This window comes from Rhodoferax sp. P1_F3 (assembly GCF_056405715.1).
On the sequence record NZ_JBFUBO010000010.1, the window covers coordinates 51,326 to 65,843 of the forward strand.

General features: G+C 62.3%; 15 protein-coding genes. 3 read left to right on the forward strand and 12 right to left on the reverse strand.

Going from position 1 to position 14,518, the window contains the following annotated elements:
• Window positions 1-61: 61 nt before the first annotated feature.
• The 7 genes from acpP to AC1DZ5_RS16510 form a co-directional block, all read right to left on the reverse strand.
• Window positions 62-301 (reverse strand): acyl carrier protein, encoded by a 240-nt coding sequence (gene acpP, locus AC1DZ5_RS16480; RefSeq protein ID WP_094479684.1) that lies wholly within the window; start codon window positions 299-301, stop codon window positions 62-64.
• A gap of 100 nt (window positions 302-401) precedes the next feature.
• Window positions 402-1,148: a 3-oxoacyl-ACP reductase FabG gene (fabG, locus tag AC1DZ5_RS16485; RefSeq protein WP_477890965.1), complete on the reverse strand. Its 747-nt coding sequence runs from the start codon at window positions 1,146-1,148 to the stop codon at window positions 402-404.
• Window positions 1,145-2,095 (reverse strand): ACP S-malonyltransferase, encoded by a 951-nt coding sequence (gene fabD, locus AC1DZ5_RS16490; protein ID WP_477890967.1) that lies wholly within the window; start codon window positions 2,093-2,095, stop codon window positions 1,145-1,147. Before fabD ends, fabG begins: the two co-directional genes overlap by 4 nt.
• A 52-nt stretch (window positions 2,096-2,147) precedes the next feature.
• The gene (locus tag AC1DZ5_RS16495; protein ID WP_477890969.1) at window positions 2,148-3,125 is read right to left on the reverse strand and encodes a beta-ketoacyl-ACP synthase III; all 978 of its coding nucleotides are present in this window, start codon (window positions 3,123-3,125) and stop codon (window positions 2,148-2,150) included.
• 27 nt (window positions 3,126-3,152) lie between these two features.
• Window positions 3,153-4,178: a phosphate acyltransferase PlsX gene (gene plsX / locus AC1DZ5_RS16500; protein ID WP_105259922.1), complete on the reverse strand. Its 1,026-nt coding sequence runs from the start codon at window positions 4,176-4,178 to the stop codon at window positions 3,153-3,155.
• A 112-nt stretch (window positions 4,179-4,290) separates the two neighbouring features.
• A complete protein-coding gene (gene rpmF, locus AC1DZ5_RS16505) occupies window positions 4,291-4,473 on the reverse strand; it encodes a 50S ribosomal protein L32 (RefSeq protein WP_105259923.1) in 183 nt (60 codons plus the stop codon).
• 123 nt (window positions 4,474-4,596) lie between these two features.
• Complete coding sequence (locus AC1DZ5_RS16510) at window positions 4,597-5,145, reverse strand: YceD family protein (RefSeq protein ID WP_477890972.1); 549 nt, start codon at window positions 5,143-5,145, stop codon at window positions 4,597-4,599.
• Window positions 5,146-5,170: 25 nt separating this feature from the next.
• Here AC1DZ5_RS16510 and AC1DZ5_RS16515 point away from each other — a divergent pair, with 25 nt between their 5' ends.
• Complete coding sequence (locus tag AC1DZ5_RS16515) at window positions 5,171-5,773, forward strand: Maf family nucleotide pyrophosphatase (protein WP_477890974.1); 603 nt, start codon at window positions 5,171-5,173, stop codon at window positions 5,771-5,773.
• Window positions 5,770-6,543 (forward strand): SAM-dependent methyltransferase, encoded by a 774-nt coding sequence (locus tag AC1DZ5_RS16520; RefSeq protein ID WP_477890976.1) that lies wholly within the window; start codon window positions 5,770-5,772, stop codon window positions 6,541-6,543. The genes AC1DZ5_RS16515 and AC1DZ5_RS16520 overlap by 4 nt, the downstream gene beginning before the upstream one ends.
• A gap of 12 nt (window positions 6,544-6,555) precedes the next feature.
• Here the strand turns inward: AC1DZ5_RS16520 and AC1DZ5_RS16525 are convergent, their stop codons facing one another.
• From AC1DZ5_RS16525 to AC1DZ5_RS16540, 4 genes are read right to left on the reverse strand one after another with little or no spacing between them, the layout of a single operon-like run.
• Entirely contained in the window at window positions 6,556-7,593 is a 1,038-nt protein-coding gene (locus AC1DZ5_RS16525) for a S49 family peptidase (RefSeq protein ID WP_477890978.1), read from the reverse strand.
• Window positions 7,594-7,597: 4 nt separating this feature from the next.
• Window positions 7,598-7,978, reverse strand: coding sequence for a Rieske (2Fe-2S) protein (locus AC1DZ5_RS16530; protein ID WP_477890980.1), 381 nt, complete (start codon window positions 7,976-7,978; stop codon window positions 7,598-7,600).
• Window positions 7,979-8,003: 25 nt separating this feature from the next.
• A complete protein-coding gene (locus tag AC1DZ5_RS16535) occupies window positions 8,004-8,678 on the reverse strand; it encodes an HAD family hydrolase (RefSeq protein WP_477890982.1) in 675 nt (224 codons plus the stop codon).
• 34 nt (window positions 8,679-8,712) lie between these two features.
• Complete coding sequence (locus AC1DZ5_RS16540) at window positions 8,713-9,774, reverse strand: RluA family pseudouridine synthase (RefSeq protein ID WP_477890984.1); 1,062 nt, start codon at window positions 9,772-9,774, stop codon at window positions 8,713-8,715.
• Between the two features lie 494 nt (window positions 9,775-10,268).
• On the opposite strand from AC1DZ5_RS16540, the gene AC1DZ5_RS16545 reads away from it, so the two are divergent.
• The gene (locus tag AC1DZ5_RS16545; protein ID WP_477890986.1) at window positions 10,269-13,322 is read left to right on the forward strand and encodes an Rne/Rng family ribonuclease; all 3,054 of its coding nucleotides are present in this window, start codon (window positions 10,269-10,271) and stop codon (window positions 13,320-13,322) included.
• A 90-nt stretch (window positions 13,323-13,412) separates the two neighbouring features.
• On the opposite strand, the gene AC1DZ5_RS16550 is transcribed toward AC1DZ5_RS16545, so the two are convergent.
• Window positions 13,413-14,489 (reverse strand): GGDEF domain-containing protein, encoded by a 1,077-nt coding sequence (locus AC1DZ5_RS16550; protein WP_477890988.1) that lies wholly within the window; start codon window positions 14,487-14,489, stop codon window positions 13,413-13,415.
• Window positions 14,490-14,518: the final 29 nt, after the last annotated feature.

Below are 14,518 nucleotides of genomic sequence, written 5' to 3' on the forward strand. Positions count from 1 at the left end.
CAGCAGCGGCATGGAAAGCATGCAAGAGGCGGCAGCACCCCCAGGGTGCTGCCCAAGCCGATTAGGCTTTTTTGTGGGACGTCGCGTAATCGATCGCGTTTTGCACGGTCGTGATTTTTTCCGCGTCTTCGTCGGGGATCTCGATCCCGAATTCGTCTTCCAAGGCCATCACCAGCTCCACGGTGTCCAGGGAGTCGGCACCCAGATCGGCCACGAAGGCTTTTTCGTTGGTGACTTGAGACTCTTCAACGCCGAGTTGTTCGGCAATGATTTTTTTGACACGGACTTCGATATCGCTCATGGGTTCCCTCTAAGGGTTGTAAAAGAATCCGAGATTTTACCCGCCCTAGAGACTTGTCTCTAACCGGGCCGCCGCTCAGACATCGGCGAGGTTGAATCACTTACATGTACATGCCGCCGTTGACGTGCAGTTCTTGCCCCGTCACGTAGCTGGCCTGGGGCGACGCCAAGTAGGCCACAGCGTGTGCAATATCGCTGGGTTTGCCCAGATGGCCCAGGGGAATTTGGCCCAGCAAAGCTTTTTGCTGGTCCTCGCCCAGGCCGGCGGTCATGTCGGTCTCGATGAAACCGGGAGCCACGCAGTTCACCGTGATGTTGCGCGAGCCCAGCTCGCGGGCCAGTGCACGGGTCATGCCGGCCACTCCGGCCTTGGCCGCCGCATAGTTGGCCTGGCCGGGGTTGCCTGAGACGCCCACCACCGAGGTGATGCTGACAATACGGCCATAGCGTTGTTTCATCATGGTGCGCAGCACCGAGCGACTCATGCGGAACACGCCTTTGAGGTTGGTGTCCAGCACCGCGTCCCAGTCGTCATCCTTCATGCGCATGGCCAGGGTGTCGCGGGTGATGCCAGCGTTGTTCACCAGCACGTGCAGACCACCCTGCTCTTTCACAATGGCATCCACCAGTGCATCACCGGCAGCACCGTCCGTCACGTCCAGCGTGCGGCCGTCACAGCCGGGAAAGGCGAACAAGGCTTCACGGATCTTGGCCGCGCCTGCATCCGACGTGGCCGTACCAATCACCTTCACGCCCTTGCGGGCCAGTTCCAGCGCAATCGCTGCGCCAATGCCGCGCGAAGCGCCGGTCACCAGGGCCACCTGGCCTTCAAATTTCACTTCGCTCATGCCAATACTCCCTTGACGTCTTCCAGGCTGGCGGGGTCGAACAGCGCCACCCCGGTCATTTCGGCGTCGATGCGCTTGACCATGCCGGCCAGCACCTTGCCGGGACCGCACTCTACCAAAGTCGTCAGACCGCGCGCCTTGATCGCTTGCACACACTCCACCCAACGCACCGGGCCAAAGGCCTGGCGGTACAAAGCGTCGCGGATGCGGTCGGCATCCACTTCCACGGCTACATCAATATTGTTGATGAGGGCGATCTGGGGCGCAGCAATCTCGATGTCTTCCAGCCGTGCCTTGAGCTTCTCGGCCGCGGGCTTCATGAGGCTGGAGTGGAACGGTGCCGACACAGGCAGCAGCAGCGCACGCTTGGCACCATTGGCCTTGAGGATTTCGCAGGCCTTGTCCACCGCGGCCTTGCTACCGGCGATCACGGTTTGGGCGGCGTCGTTGAAGTTCACTGCTTCCACTACTTCAGTGCTATTGGGGCCAAAAGCCCCCGTCGCCTCTGCACAACCAGCTATCACTTTCGTAGCATCCATGCCAAGGATGGCCGCCATGGCGCCTACGCCCACGGGAACGGCTTCCTGCATGGCCTGGGCGCGCAGGCGCACCAGCGGTGCGGCTTGGGCCAGCGTCAGCGAACCGGCTGCCACCAAGGCGGAATACTCGCCCAGCGAATGGCCGGCCACAGCCTGAGGGGCCACACCGGTCTCGGACATCCAGACGCGGTAGGCGGCCACACCGGCCACCAACATCACAGGCTGGGTGTTGGTGGTCAGCGCCAGCGCCTCCTTGGGGCCTTCGTGGATCAGTTGGGCCACGTCTTCGCCCAAGGCGTCCGAGGCTTCGCGCAGGGTTTGGGCCACCACAGGGTGGTCGCCCCAGGCGTCCAGCATGCCCACGGCCTGGGAGCCTTGGCCCGGAAATACAAATGCAAATGGTTTCATAGTGATTGGCAATGAAATAGGGCTCTAGCCCTGATGGAATATGCGCGAGCAGCTACAAAGTCAGGAGCACGGCGCCCCAGGTGAAACCACCGCCCACGCCCTCAAGCATCAGGGTCTGGCCGGATTTGACCTGGCCGCCACGCACCGCCACGTCCAGCGCCAGCGGAATCGAGGCCGCCGAGGTATTGCCATGCTGGTCCACCGTCACCACCACTTTATCCATGGGAAGTTTCAGTTTTTTGGCAGTGCTCTGCATGATGCGGATGTTGGCCTGGTGCGGAATCAACCAGTCAATGTCGGCTTCGGTCTTGCCGGCCTTGGCCAGCGTGGCGCGGGCCGCGCTTTCCAGCACGCCCACGGCCAACTTGAAGACCGCCTGGCCATCCATCTTTAATAAAGGATCGCCCAGAATATGGCCATTGGCCACATGGCCGGGCACACAGAGGATGCCCACGTGCTTGCCATCGGCATGCAGGTCGCTGGCCAAAATGCCGGGCATGTCAGAGGCCTCTAGCACCACGGCACCCGCACCGTCGCCAAATAGCACGCAGGTGGTACGGTCGTTGAAGTCCAGCAAGCGGGAGAACACTTCGGCCCCCACCACCAGCGCCTTGTTGGCGGCGCCGGACTGGATCATGGCGTCGGCCACGGTCAGGGCGTACACAAAGCCGCTGCACACGGCCTGCACGTCAAACGCGGCGCCACCGTTGGCGCCCAGCTTGTTCTGCAAGATACAGGCGGTCGAGGGGAAGACCATGTCCGGGGTGGACGTGGCCACAATGATCAGATCAATGTCTTTGGCTTCCAGGCCTGCGGCCTGCAGCGCGCCTTTGCAGGCCTCCAGGGCCAGATCGCTGCTGTAGACACTGTCATCCACAAAATGGCGGGCGCGGATGCCGGTGCGCTCCACGATCCACTCGTCCGAAGTTTCCACGCCGGTCGCAGCCAATTGGGCCACCAGGTCAGCGTTGCTCAGGCGACGGGGAGGCACATAGCTGCCGGTGCCGGTGATTCGCGAATATCGTCTCATGGGTGTTATGGCGGGCACCCGTTCAGGCTATTGCGTTGCGTCAGACGCAGCCAGCAAAGGGGCTGCATGGGCAATGCGGACCTGAACGCGGTCCAGCAAGTTGTTTCGGGCTGCATCATACGCCCGGTTCAAGGCATTGCTGAAGGCCAGCACATCGGCTGAGCCATGGCTTTTGAACACCAGGCCACGCAGGCCCAGCAACGCAGCACCGTTGTAGCGACGGTGGTCAACGCGGTTTTTAAGCGCAGTTAACACTGTGTAGGCTGCAATTGCCGCCATTTTGGTAAAAATGTTTTTGGAAAACTCGGCTTTCAGGAAGTTGCCGATCATGGAGGCCAGGCCTTCGCTGGTCTTGAGCGCCACGTTCCCGACAAAACCGTCACACACCACGATATCGGCCGTACCTTTGAAAATATCGTTGCCTTCGACGTTGCCCACAAAGTTCAAATCGCCAGACTTGGCTGCATTTCGCAGCAGTTCGCCTGCTTTTTTGATGACTTCATTACCTTTGATGACTTCTTCACCAATGTTGAGCAGGCCCACCGAAGGTGATTCCTGGTTGGTGAGCACCGACACCAGTGCCGAGCCCATGACCGCAAACTGCAGCAGGTGTTCAGCCGTGCAATCCACATTGGCCCCCAGGTCCAACACCGTGGTGGCGCCGCCGGTGGCATTGGGGATCTGGCCCGCAATCGCCGGGCGCTCAATGCCGTCCATGGTTTTGAGGATGTAGCGCGAAATCGCCATGAGTGCGCCGGTATTGCCCGCCGACACCGCCGCCTGGGCAGCACCATCTTTGACCTGCTGAATCGCCACGCGCATCGAAGAATCTTTCTTCTTGCGCAGCGCCACTTCCAGCGGATCGTCCATGGTGACAACTTCGGTCACCGTGACCAGCGTGGCACGGGGGTGCGAGAAGCCTTTGAGTGCCTCGGGCAAACCAACCAGTACCAGCGCGGCCTCGGGGTGCTGCTCCAGAAACTGGGTGCAGGCGGGCAAAGTGACTTGGGGGCCGTGGTCTCCCCCCATGCAATCGACGGCGACAGTAATCATGCGTGCATCATTCCAACGACAACGAAGTCAAACATCCGAATATAGAAGCCATAAATGACAAAAGCCCGTCGCTACAGGTCCGTAGCTTCGGGCTTTTGGAGATTCAGGTGAATCAGGCTTCGGACTTGGTCTTCAGCACCTTGCGACCACGGTAGAAACCGGTGGGGCTGATGTGGTGACGCAGGTGGGTTTCACCAGTGGTGGATTCCACAGCGATACCGGGCACAACCAGAGCGTTGTGCGAGCGGTGCATACCGCGCTTGGAAGGGGACTTTTTGTTTTGTTGAACTGCCATGGTCGGCTCCTGAGCAAAAGTGCTGCACAGGTTGTGGCAACACGGTTAGGGTTGGTGTAAAGATAACAATACGCGCGACGGAATCACACGCGAAGCCTCAGATTATAGCCCAAAGCTGAGCGTTTAGCCAGGGCCTTTGTCCTTGAGCTGCTGCAATACCGCAAACGGGTTCGGTTTTTCCTCGGGCGCATCGGCAAAATCCGCGTCCGCCACAGTCAGCTTGACCGGCAGAGGGCAGGTCTCGTGCATGGGCACGGGCGGGATGGACATGAGCAGCTCGTCCTCCACCAGATCCAGCACATTGAACTCCCGGCTCAGCACCAGCACATCCTCTTCCGATTCCTCGTCTTCGATCTCGGCCAGCGCCTCGGTGGCCACAAAGCGGAAGTCGCGCGTGAATTCAATATCCACATCCACAGGCGTCAGGCAACGCTGGCAAGTCATGGTCAGGGTGGTCTTGCCTGTCAGGCGCACCCAGGGCTCGTCCACCCCCGCCGCATCGGAGCGGATAGCGCCGCGGGCGTCAAATTGCACGGCCACGGCATCGGCCGCACCCTGGGTTTCTTCGCGCAAGCGCAGCATCTGGGCCAAAGGCACCTGGCTCACCAGCTGACCGTCGCTCTTGGCGAAGGTCAGGATGTTCAGGCTGTTGGCTGAATATTCATAAGTCATGGCCGCAGTGTAAGAGAATCGCCCCATGCAAGACTCCGCCCCCCGCAAACTCGTTTTAGGCTCCACCTCGGCCTACCGCCGCGAACTGCTGCAGCGCCTGCGCGTGCCGTTTACCGTGGCAGCGCCAGATGTAGACGAAACCCCTCAGCCCACGGAAACCCCACTCGCCCTGGCGCGCCGCCTGGCGCTGGCCAAGGCCCAGGCCGTGGCCCGGCAGTTCCCGGATGCGGTCGTCATTGGTTCTGACCAGGTAGCCGATCTGGACGGTGAGCCGCTGGGCAAGCCCGGCACCCATGCGCGCGCCGTGGCCCAGCTGCAGAAAATGCGCGGCAAAACGGTGGTCTTCCAAACTGCCGTGGCCGTGGTGTGCCTGGCCAGTGGCTTCCAACAGGAGGATGTGGCCCCGGTGCGCGTGGTATTCCGCGACCTGAGCGACACCGAAATTGAAAACTACCTGCGCGCCGAAACGCCGTATGACTGTGCGGGCAGCGCCAAAAGCGAGGGCCTGGGCATCGCCTTGCTGGAATCCATCGACAACGACGACCCTAGCGCCCTGGTCGGCCTGCCGCTGATCCGCACCAGCCACATGCTGCGCGCAGCGGGCATTGCCTTGCTAGGGCCGGTATGACGCAGGCGCCCTCCTCTAAAGGCTCGCTGTATTTGGTGCCCGCGCCGCTGGACTTTGGCTGCGCCACCCAAAGCCCGCTGGACCAAAGCATGCCCGCCCATACGCTGGCGGTGGCGGCCGGCCTGCGGCACTGGATCTGTGAGAACGCCAAGAGCACACGTGCCTACCTCAAACGCGTCGATGCCGGCCACCCGCTAGGCGTCGCACTGCAGGAGCTGCAGATCCAAGAGCTGCCGCGCGAGGTGCACAAGAAAGGCGACCACCTGGGCGGCTTTGACGCCACGCCACTGCTGGCGGCCGCCCTGCAGGGCCACGATGTGGGCTTGGTCAGCGAAGCCGGAATGCCCGCAATCGCAGACCCGGGTTCGTCCGTGGTGCGCGCGGCGCATGACCTGGGCCTGCGCGTGGTACCGCTGGTGGGGCCCGTGTCGTTGTTGTTGGCGCTGGCGGCCAGTGGGCTCAATGGGCAAAACTTTGCGTTTGTGGGCTATGTGCCGGCCGAACCGGCCGAGCGCATCAAGCGCGTTCGCGAGCTGGAGTCTCTGGCGCTAAAAACAGGGCAAACCCAACTCTTTATCGAGACGCCCTACCGCAACACCGCCTTGCTGCAGGGCCTGCTGCAAACCTTGCAGCACAACACGCGGCTGGCGACCTCCAGTGGACTCACGCTGGACACCGCCAGCACCCACAGCAACCTGGTGAAGCAGTGGAAGCAGAGCGGCTGGGCGTTGGACAACGCCACGCCCACCGTGTTTGCGATCGGGCGCTAAGCCCGCTCAGGTTCAGTGGATTGAAGGCAGCGAGCGCAGCGCCTTGGCTGCGCCATCACCGATGGATGCGCCAAAGCGCTTGACCAGGCGTTCGGCCACGTTGTCTTTGCGGGTGTAGTCGATGATCTCTTCGGCCTTCACCACCTCGCGCGCCACGTAGTCCAGGTTGCCGAGTTTGTCGGCCAGACCCAGTTCAATGGCCTGCTGGCCGGTCCAGAACAGGCCGCTGAACATTTCAGGCGTTTCTTTCAGGCGCGTACCACGGCCTTCTTTCACTACGGCAATGAACTGCTGGTGGATCTGGTTCAGCATGGCTTGGGCAAAGGCACGTTGCTTCTCGGTCTGCGGGCTGAAGGGGTCCAAAAAGCCCTTGTTCTCGCCTGCCGTCATCAGGCGGCGCTCCACACCCAGCTTGTCCATCAGGCCGGTAAAGCCAAAGCCGTCCATCAGCACGCCAATGCTGCCGACAATGCTGGCCTTGTCCACAAAGATCTGGTCGGCGCCTGCGGCAATGTAGTACGCCGCCGATGCACAGGTCTCCTCCACCACGGCGTACACCGGCTTGTTGTGCAACGCCTTCAGGCGCTTGATCTCGTCGTTGATGATGCCAGCCTGCACCGGGCTGCCGCCGGGTGAGTTGATCAGCAGCACCACGGCCTTGGCGCCGTCGTCTTCAAAGGCGCTGCGCATGGCAGCGACCACAAATTCAGCACTGGCTTCTGCACCCGAGGCGATTTCACCCTGGATGGCGATGACCGCCGTGTGGGGCGTCTTCACGTCGGTGGTGGAACCGCCGCGCTGCATGCCCAACCAGACCAGCACGGCCAGGAACACCAGCCAGCCAATGCGGATGGCATTGCGCCAGCGCCGCGCTGTGCGCTGCTCCACCAGGGACGCCATGGCCAGCTTTTCCAGCGTAGCGCGCTCCCAGCCGGGGGCTGAGGTGGCGGCATTTGCTACGCTTTTAGGAGCTACTGGCGCAGACTCCACGGTGGCTACACGTGGATTTTCATCAGAATCAGGCGTGGACGGGAATTGGGGATCGGACATAGTTCTAGAAAACCACAGGTTGTAAGTGAGGGCCAGTATGCCAGTGCACGACACCATCGAATTCCGTGAGGGCAATGGAGATCAGGCCCCCGCGACACGGACCGGTACGGCACTGCCCGGTTTGCGGGCTGTACATGGCACCGTGGGTGGCGCACATCAGCCAGTGGCCGGTCATGTCAAAAAAGCGATTGGGCTGGTAGTCCATCTCCATGGGCACATGGGAACAGCGGTTCAGGTAGGCATAGGCTTTGTCCGCGTAGCGAATGGCAAAGGCATAGCAGGTCTGCCCGCAATAGACCACGTCAAACGGCACAGCCAGGCCACTGTTGACCAGGTCGCCGGAATTACACAGGGCAATGACTTGGGACTCGGTGTTCAAGGCCATGGCCGCATTTCCGGTTCTGTATCGATCAGGCGTTGTCCAGCAGCCAAGCGTGCAACTCGGCCACCGAGTGCACCACGCAGCGCGGCCCCAGATCCGCAAACATGGCTGGCGCATGGGCGCCGTAGCTCACACCCACGCTTGCGCAACCAGCGTTCAGCGCCAGTTGCAGGTCGTGCGTGGTGTCGCCCACCATGAGTACGCGCTCGGGCGGCACGCCCAGCTCGGCCATCAACTCCTGCAGCATGCGCGGGTGCGGCTTGCTGGCGGTTTCGTCCGCCGTACGGGAGCTGTCAAACATACCGCGCAATGCCACCGCGTCCAGCACGTCGTTCAACCCCGCCCGGCTTGAACCGGTGGCTACAGCGAGCAGGTACTGGCGGGATTTGAGTTCATTCAGCATGGGCAGCACGCCCGCAAACAAACTGGTGTCGTTCTTGTGCGCTAGATAGTGGTGCTTGTAGCGCGCCCCCAGTTCTGGATACTTTTCCTTGGGAATGTCAGGTGCCGCATGGACCATCGCCTGCATCAACCCTAGGCCAATCACATAAGAGGCCTCCTTGTCGCTGGGCACGGTGCCGCCCACATCGGCCACGGCCAGCTGGATGCAGCGCGTGATGATGGCGGTGGAGTCAAACAGGGTGCCGTCCCAGTCAAATGCAATCAGGTCGAACTGGCGGACACGGGGTCGGGATGCGGACATAGGCTTCTGTAAAGGATCAAAAAAAGGGGCCGGCTCATGCCGCGCCGGGTAAGGCAGAGACCAGGAAAGTGCTCAATTCTGGGGGCAATTCAGCCCGCAGCTCCACGCGCTCCCCCGTGGCGGGGTGGTTGCACTGCAGGCGCCAGGCGTGCAGGAACATGCGCTTGAGCGCAGCGGGGCCCACGCCGCGGGCCAGCGCCCTGTTGCGTTCAAAGTCGCCGTACTTGTCGTCTCCGGCAATCGGCATGCCTTCCGACGCCAGATGCACCCGGATCTGGTGGGTGCGCCCGGTTTTGATGGTCACCTCCAGCAGGGAAAAGTCGTCGGCCGCTGCGCGCACCTTCACCAACGTGAGCGAGGGCATGCCGTCCGGGTCGTCCTTGGTCACCACCTTGACACGCCGCTCCCCAGCGTCGGCCGCGCCGTCCTTGCCGGCCAGCAGGTACTTGTGCAGAGGCTTGTCCAGCACCTTCTTATTAGCGGGCCAGGCGCCCAGCACCAGCGCCAGGTAGGTTTTGCCGGTTTCGCGCTCGCGGAACTGGTCTTGCAGGGCCTTGAGGGCACTGCGCTTCTTGGCCACCAGCAAAATACCGCTGGTTTCCCGGTCCAACCGGTGCACCAGTTCCAGAAACTTGGCCTGGGGCCGCGCCATGCGCAGTTGCTCGATCACGCCGAAACTGACCCCCGAACCTCCGTGCACCGCCACGCCGGCAGGCTTGTTCACCGCCAGGAAATGGTCATCTTCAAACAACACCGGAAAGGCTTTGGCCGGCACCCGGCCTGTGGCCTGGGCGGCGACCTGCTCGGCCATGGCCTGGGTTTTCTGCTCGGCCCGCTCAGACACGCGCACCGGCGGCAGCCGCACCACATCGCCCACCGCCACCCGGGTGTCAGCGCTGGCGCGGCCTTTGTTCACCCGCACCTCGCCGCTGCGGATGATGCGGTAGACATGGGTTTTGGGCACGCCCTTGAGTTCGCGCATCAGGAAATTGTCCAGGCGCTGGCCCGCACTGTCTTCGTCGACCGTCACGGATTTGACTTGCGGGTTTGCAGGGGGGGCAGGCGGGGTCGGATTGCCCCCTATAATGTGTTTCACTAGCGTCGCGCTGTAAGTGGTTGATTTGTCTGGAGTTTAGTCCACACCCCACAAACCGTTGCGCTGGAAGGTCGATGCCACCGGGCTGCACTGCTTGCAAATCACACGCCACCTGCCTGTGATGGTCAGCAACAGCGCGGCCAAGCCGACGAATTGAAACCCTGATACGGAATACCCCAAGTCCGCAAACCCACGGTTTGCGGATGGAATGAAACGAGATGTTTGTGTTGCTAAGCCTGATGACCCTGTGCCAGCGGAGCGTTTTCGCCCCGTTTTTTGGTGCAAATCGGCCTGCAGCCCCGGTACAACCTGCGCAACATGCTACCCTTTTGATAGCAAGTTCACAAACGCATCCTCTCGTCCCCATCCCTGCGCCTACGCTTCGTCGCCTTGTGTGACCTGAAGTTCTCCGGCAATTCCACCTCACTTCAATTCGTCAGTCCGGCACCGTACGCCCAATTCGGGCATGTGCTTATTGAAGAAGGATGCAATCCATGAAACGGATGCTGATCAACGCCACGCAGGCTGAAGAACGCCGCTTGGCCATTGTCGACGGACAAAAACTCCTCGACTACGAAATCGAAATCGAAGGGCGCGAACAGCGCAAGGGCAATATCTACAAGGCCGTCGTCACCCGCGTCGAGCCATCGCTGGAAGCCTGCTTCGTGGACTACGGCGAAGACCGCCACGGCTTCCTGCCGTTCAAGGAAATCTCCAAAACCTACTTCCAACAAGGCGTCTCCGCCGGTAACGCCCGCATCCAGGACGCCATCCGCGAAGGCCAGGAACTGCTGGTGCAAGTGGAAAAAGAAGAACGTGGCAACAAGGGCGCAGCCCTGACCACCTTCGTCTCGCTGGCTGGCCGCTATGTGGTCTTGATGCCTAACAACCCCCGCGGTGGTGGCGTATCGCGCCGCATCGAGGGCGACGACCGTGCGGAACTCAAAGAAAACATGGACCAGTTGGAATACCCCAACGGCATGTCCATCATCGCGCGCACCGCCGGCATTGGCCGCAGCGCGCCTGAGCTGCAGTGGGACTTGAACTACCTCTTGAAGCTGTGGACCGCGATTGACGGTGCCGCCAAGGGTGGCAAGGGCGCGTACCTGATTTACCAAGAGTCTTCTCTAGTGATCCGCGCCATCCGCGACTATTTCAACCACGACATCGGCGACATCCTGATCGACACCGACGATGTGTACGAGCAGGCCCAGCAGTTCATGGCCCACGTGATGCCCGAACACGCTGCCCGCGTCAAGCGCTACCGCGACGACGCGCCGCTGTTCAGCCGCTTCCAGATCGAACACCAGATCGAATCGGCCTACGCCCGCACGGTGCAACTGCCTTCTGGCGGCGCGATCGTGATCGACCACACCGAAGCCTTGGTGTCCGTAGACGTGAACTCGGCCCGCGCCATCAAGGGCGGCGACATCGAAGAAACAGCCACCCGCACCAACCTGGAAGCCGCTGACGAAGTGGCACGCCAGATGCGTCTGCGCGACTTGGGTGGCCTGATCGTGATCGACTTTATCGACATGGAAGAGTCCCGCAACCGCCGCGAAGTGGAAAACCGCTTGCGCGACGCGCTGCGCCAGGACCGTGCCCGCGTGCAGTTCGGCACTATCTCCAAGTTCGGCCTGATGGAAATGAGCCGCCAGCGCCTGCGCCCGGCCCTCTCCGAAGGTGCATCGATTCCTTGCCCCCGTTGCGGTGGTTCTGGCCACATCCGTGACACCGAGTCCAGCGCACTGCAAATTCTGCGGATCATCCAGGAAGAGTCCCTCAAGGACAACACGGCCTCCGTGCTCTGCCAGGTGCCCGTCGACGTGGCCTCGTTCCTGCTGAACGAAAAGCGCACCGAGATCGCCAAGATCGAGCTCAAGCAGCGCATCAACGTGTTGATGGTGCCCAACAAGACGCTGGAAACGCCCAACTACAAGCTGGAACGCCTGAAGCACGACGACCCGCGCCTGGACCATATCGAAGCCAGCTACAAGATGGCCGACGACATGGAAGAGGCCACCGGCGTGACCCGCCGTTCGCAAGAACCCACCAACAAGCAAACCCCGGTGATCAAGGGCGTGCTGCCCGACGCACCCGCGCCGATTGCCCCGCCCAAGCCTGAACCGGTAAAGGCCGCTGCACCTGCACCGGCTGCCAAGCCCGTGGCTGCACCCGTACCCGCCAGCCATGGTTTCTTTGGCTGGATCAAGGGCCTGCTGGGTATGGAAGAAGCCGCACCTGTGGCAAAACCCGCACCCGCGACCGCCAAGACCGACGACAAGCGCGAAGGCCGTGATGGCCGAGGCCGCGATGGCAACCGCAACGGTGGCCGTGGTGGTGAACGCAACGACCGTGGCGGCGAGCGTGGCGAAGGCCGCAACAGCCGTGGTGGACGCAATGAACCCCGTGGCGAAGGCCGTGGCCCTCGCGAAGAAAACCGTGGTGAAGCGCGCCCGGAAGGCAACAGCGAACGCACCGAGCGCGGTGAACGCGGCGGCCGCAATGGACGCAACCGTGGTGAACGCGGCGAGCGTGGCGAACGCCAAGGTGGCGCCCAGCGCAACGAACGCATGGACGCCGGCGCTGTCATGGCAGGCCAGGACGTGCAAGTCAACGCGCCCGCAGAAGGCGGCAACGCCCCAGTGGCACGCGGTGAAGGCCGTGGCGAACCCCGCCAGGACCGTGGTCCCCGCGGCGAAGGCCGAGGCCGCAACCGCGGTGAGGGCCGTGGCCCCCGTGAAGACAATGGCGACCGCCCTGCCGAGCCCCGCAACGAAGCGCATGGTGAAGAGTCTGGCGAAGCCCGCCCTGAAACTGCTGGCGAGGTGAATGCCGACGCCCGTGGTGAAGGCCGCGAAGGCCGTGGCCGCAACCGTGGCCGCAATGGCCGCCGTGACGAACGTGGCCCGCGCCAGGACGACGGCAGCCGCAATGCCCCCGAGCAGCAATCCGCTCTGGGCTTTGCCGATACCGAACCCCATGGCGCCGACGCAGTGGCACCAGCCCCTGCCGGTGACGACGCTGGTGAAGGCCGCGGCGCCCAGGGTGAGCCGCGCGAGCGCCAGTCCCGCGACCGCTATGGCCGTGACCGTGGCAACCGCCAGGACCGCGGTGAACGCGCTCCGCGCCCTGCCAACGAAGAAGTGCAGACCGATGCGGCCCAAGCCCCCAGCAATGAAGCTGTCACCGCTGAAACCGCAGCACCCGCACCTGAAGCGGCGCCCGCTCCCATAGCGGCACCAGTTGCGGTCCCAGTGGTAGCTGCCGCACCGGCCGCAGGCCAGGTGCCCAAGGTACAGGGTTACGCACTGCCCACCGACTCGCTGCAGCAAGTGGCACAAGGGTCTGGTTTGCAATGGGTCAACTCCGACCTGAGCAAAGTGGCTGCGGTGCAGGCCGCGATTGCCGCCGAACCCAAGCCCGTGCACGTGCCGCGGGAACGCCCCGCTCCGGTGGTCATTGAAGAGCAGCCGCTGGTACTGGTGGAAACCCGCCGCGACCTGCGCAACATGACCCTGCCTTTCGAGAGCAACAACGCGGGCTAAGCACCCGGGTGTGGGTTCGCAAGAACCCGCCATGAAAAAGGGGCACCGAGGTGCCCCTTTTTCATGGGTGAAAACTACTCAGTCAGAACATCAGAACAAATCTACCGCACCAATCTTCAGCGCTTCACCAAAGAAGCCACGGCGCACCAGTTCGGCGTGGCTAAACACCTTGTTGTGTCCATTGTGTTGGGCGTAGTCCACGGCGCGCTCGGCCCGTTCCAGCGCGGTGCTGGGGGAGTCATCGGGCGTCACGCGGGTAAAGCCACCGCAAATCGTCAAACGCCCCACCTGAGGAAAATTGAATTTCTCGATATTGGCGCGGAAGCGTTCAAACGCCGCCAGCACCAGCGCTTCGTCGGGGCAGTGCATGAGCACCGCGAACTGCTCACCACCCAAGCGGTAGAGCCGGTCGTAGGTGCGAAAGGTGTTGTTCATAATGCGCGCCACCAGCAGCAGCACCTCTTCGGCAATCAGGTGTCCACTCTTGTCGCTGATGAGCCCAAAGCTGTCCACACTGATGGTGCCCAGCCAGTAGTTGGGCGGCACCCGGTGGCGGCGTTCCTGCCCGGGGGCCACAGCGGCTTCGGACGCGCCTTTGGCCACGACATCGCCCTCGCCCAGTTCGTCCAGCACCGCGCTGTAAAACGTGTCGTCCAGCGACTTGCGGTTCAACAAGCCAGTGAGCGCATCGCGGTCGCTGTAGGCCAGCAGGTGGTACATATTGCGGAACACATGGTGCACCGCACCAATGGTCAACACCTGCTCGGAACTCAGCACCGAGGCGGAATGGATCTCGAGCACGCCTTCGTCGTCACTCAGACTTTCGGCAAACAACGGGAAGTAGGTGATGCGCGGGCCGTCTTCACCCGCCCAGGCAATCTCCACGGTGCTGCGCGTTTGCAGGGCCTTGAGGCGGTCCTTGTTGTCTTCAAGCAGCGACAGTTTTTGGAAGTCCACCCGTAGCGGGTCCACTACCTTGCCACCGCCCTTGGCGTCCAGCGTGGTGACCTCCAGCCATCGCCGAATCCCCTCCTCGCTGACCACCCGTGCCACGATGACACGCTGGATAGGTACAAGGTCAATCAAGGCCTTGGACAGGGTGAGCTCCAACAGGTCGCGCTCGCGGTGGTCTGTGAGCTTGATGAGGTGGTCTATGAGTGTGGCCATGGGCGGATAATAGCCCTGAAAACCGGCCC

What these genes read in the sequence shown, in the direction of transcription:
- AC1DZ5_RS16535 (WP_477890982.1), bottom strand. Translation starts at nt 8,678, where the DNA reads ATGTCCGCATCCCGACCCCGTGTCCGCCAGTTCGACCTGATTGCATTT.
- AC1DZ5_RS16520 (WP_477890976.1), top strand. Translation starts at nt 5,770, where the DNA reads ATGACGCAGGCGCCCTCCTCTAAAGGCTCGCTGTATTTGGTGCCCGCG.
- rpmF (WP_105259923.1), bottom strand. Translation starts at nt 4,473, where the DNA reads ATGGCAGTTCAACAAAACAAAAAGTCCCCTTCCAAGCGCGGTATGCAC.
- AC1DZ5_RS16550 (WP_477890988.1), bottom strand. Translation starts at nt 14,489, where the DNA reads ATGGCCACACTCATAGACCACCTCATCAAGCTCACAGACCACCGCGAG.
- AC1DZ5_RS16525 (WP_477890978.1), bottom strand. Translation starts at nt 7,593, where the DNA reads ATGTCCGATCCCCAATTCCCGTCCACGCCTGATTCTGATGAAAATCCA.
- plsX (WP_105259922.1), bottom strand. Translation starts at nt 4,178, where the DNA reads ATGATTACTGTCGCCGTCGATTGCATGGGGGGAGACCACGGCCCCCAA.
- acpP (WP_094479684.1), bottom strand. Translation starts at nt 301, where the DNA reads ATGAGCGATATCGAAGTCCGTGTCAAAAAAATCATTGCCGAACAACTC.
- AC1DZ5_RS16530 (WP_477890980.1), bottom strand. Translation starts at nt 7,978, where the DNA reads ATGGCCTTGAACACCGAGTCCCAAGTCATTGCCCTGTGTAATTCCGGC.
- fabD (WP_477890967.1), bottom strand. Translation starts at nt 2,095, where the DNA reads ATGAAACCATTTGCATTTGTATTTCCGGGCCAAGGCTCCCAGGCCGTG.
- AC1DZ5_RS16510 (WP_477890972.1), bottom strand. Translation starts at nt 5,145, where the DNA reads ATGACTTATGAATATTCAGCCAACAGCCTGAACATCCTGACCTTCGCC.
- AC1DZ5_RS16545 (WP_477890986.1), top strand. Translation starts at nt 10,269, where the DNA reads ATGAAACGGATGCTGATCAACGCCACGCAGGCTGAAGAACGCCGCTTG.
- AC1DZ5_RS16495 (WP_477890969.1), bottom strand. Translation starts at nt 3,125, where the DNA reads ATGAGACGATATTCGCGAATCACCGGCACCGGCAGCTATGTGCCTCCC.
- fabG (WP_477890965.1), bottom strand. Translation starts at nt 1,148, where the DNA reads ATGAGCGAAGTGAAATTTGAAGGCCAGGTGGCCCTGGTGACCGGCGCT.
- AC1DZ5_RS16515 (WP_477890974.1), top strand. Translation starts at nt 5,171, where the DNA reads ATGCAAGACTCCGCCCCCCGCAAACTCGTTTTAGGCTCCACCTCGGCC.